Below are 2166 nucleotides of genomic sequence, written 5' to 3'. Positions count from 1 at the left end.
AAACAAAAAACCTCCTAAAAGCGGTTTAAATAAGTGAGATTTTCTAAGAATTAAAGGCTTGTGCAACGGTTACCATTGTTGCCCATAGTTTTTTTCAAATTAATTCACTTTTTCAAATTTCCAACCACATCCCTCAATGCAATTCAGGTATGTTGGAACAAATATTACAGTATTAGATTCAAAAGTATAATTTTCAATAAATGTTCCTTCTGGTTCTTCAATTCCAGTTGTAAATCCATCGCAATCAAAATCCAAAGTCAGTTGATTAGAATCTATTGTGTAATTTCCACCGCTACATTCCGAAAATCGTGTTGATGTAAATTGTCCGTTTTCAGAAAAGTTATATGTATATCCATTGTCAACCGAGTTCCAGCTACCCGAACCATCTCCAGGGTCATTATAAATTTCTATTAATTTCCAATTTCCGATTATAGATTTTTCCGTTTCTATATTTCCATCATCGTTACTGCATCCAAATAGTACAATCGTTAGCAGACCTAATATTCCGAATTTTAATTTTGTATCCATTTTAAAAACTTTTTATTATTAGATGATTTTTTATCCAAATGGTTGCATTAAATTATGGGCAACGTGCTTGTATATTTGTCAGTTGTGGGAATTTAGGAATAAAGATAATAAAAAGAACTGACTTTGACGCGTAAGCGTTTGTGTCCGAAGGACACAGAACCACAATTGGAAATATACGCTGTTACCCACAGTTATTTTAGTTCGATGTTGATGTTTCGTTTCCAGTTTCAAAATCGTAGCTGATAGTCGCTGAATTTTGTATATTCTCAAAGGAATTTACAATTTCGTTTTGGTTTGAAACTCTTGTAAGTTTGACTTGTAAAGCACCAACATTACTGCTAACTGCTGTCGCTCTAATTCCGACAACTTTATACTCCTTCACAATTTTTGAGTCAGAAATAAAATCGTCTGTATTTGCAGTCAGACCCGAGTACGTTTCAGTCATTTCTACAATTTGGTCGTCTCCATCTGTCGTGAGGAAAGTCGCTTGAAATTCGTAAGGTTCATTTGGTCCGTAAGCTGCAATATCAACTGTAAATTCTAAATTATAGTCTTGAAATTGAGATAAATCGACAGTTGCGTTTTGATTTTTACTAAATGTTTCTATTAATGTTCCTTCTCCTACAATTTCTGTTCTCCATTTTAGGGTTGTATCATTAAGTTCTAAAATCTCTAAAACATAGTTTTCCAATCCAGCGTCAGCCTCATCGAAAGTGATAGTCAATGTATTTCCATTTTCCAACCAATCTCCAAATTCAGAAATATCTTCTCCGTTATTTCCAAAACCTTCATAAATAAATTCTACTCGGTTGTCAGTTGTAAATTTTAAGATACTGTTATCAGGTATTCCAGAGTTATTTCCATTAAATGTGCTTGAAACTCCATACCAAGTTCCAATTAAGTCGCTATCGTTTCCGTTACTATTTTCGTCATCAGATGAACAAGATAAAATTGTAATTCCTAAAATAATCGTAAGTAATAAATTCAGTTTTTTCATTTCGTAAAGTTTAGTTTTAATTGTGGGTAACGGTTTTGTTTATCTTTCAGTTGTGGGAATTTAGGAAATAAAGATAATAAAAAGAAATGACTTTGACGCGCCAGCGTCTGTGTCCGCAGGACACAGAACCGCAATTGAAGATAAACGTTGTTAGCTAAAGTACTTTTGCGTAAAGATTGTCGATTCCACTTTATCGTATCTGAGCTTCTTTGTCAGCCGAGTTTTGATTTTCTTTTGAAAACGAATTTAAGTTTTACTTTTTATCCGCAAAGATTTTAAAAATAGAGTAGTGCTAAGAAAATTTTATCCGCAACGATTTATCCATTCCAATTTATCAAACCGAGTAAGTTTAGATTCGCCGAGTTCTAATTTTTTTTATTTAATTTTTAATTTCTCCGCGCAAAGATTTTCAACCAATTTAATCCGTTTCTGCTTTGCGAATTGAGTGAGTTTTCCATTAAACGTTTAGTTTCAGATTTGAAATAAAACTCGAACAAAAAAAGAATTTGCAATTAAACTCTCTGATTTTTGTTTCGTATTTTAGCTAACGGTCTCGTATATCGCTTCAAGTTGCGATCGCTAAGAAACGAATATAGCTAAAAAACTATTAATAATTGAACGTGCCAGAGAAATGTCAGCCT

2 protein-coding genes are annotated in these 2166 nt (G+C 32.9%); both read right to left on the bottom strand.

Going from position 1 to position 2166, the window contains the following annotated elements; genetic code table 11:
• Positions 1-99 precede the first annotated feature (99 nt).
• Positions 100-528, bottom strand: a complete 429-nt coding sequence (locus G551_RS0112220) for a hypothetical protein (protein WP_027885827.1) — start codon at positions 526-528, stop codon at positions 100-102.
• A gap of 196 nt (positions 529-724) precedes the next feature.
• Positions 725-1525, bottom strand: a complete 801-nt coding sequence (locus G551_RS0112215) for a lipocalin-like domain-containing protein (protein ID WP_027885826.1) — start codon at positions 1523-1525, stop codon at positions 725-727.
• Between the last annotated feature and the right edge of the window lie 641 nt (positions 1526-2166).

Source organism: Mesonia mobilis DSM 19841, assembly GCF_000423405.1.
GTDB classification, from domain to species: Bacteria; Bacteroidota; Bacteroidia; order Flavobacteriales; family Flavobacteriaceae; genus Mesonia; species Mesonia mobilis.
Note: the sequence above shows the minus strand (reverse complement) of the source record. Positions and strands in the feature narration are given on the sequence as shown.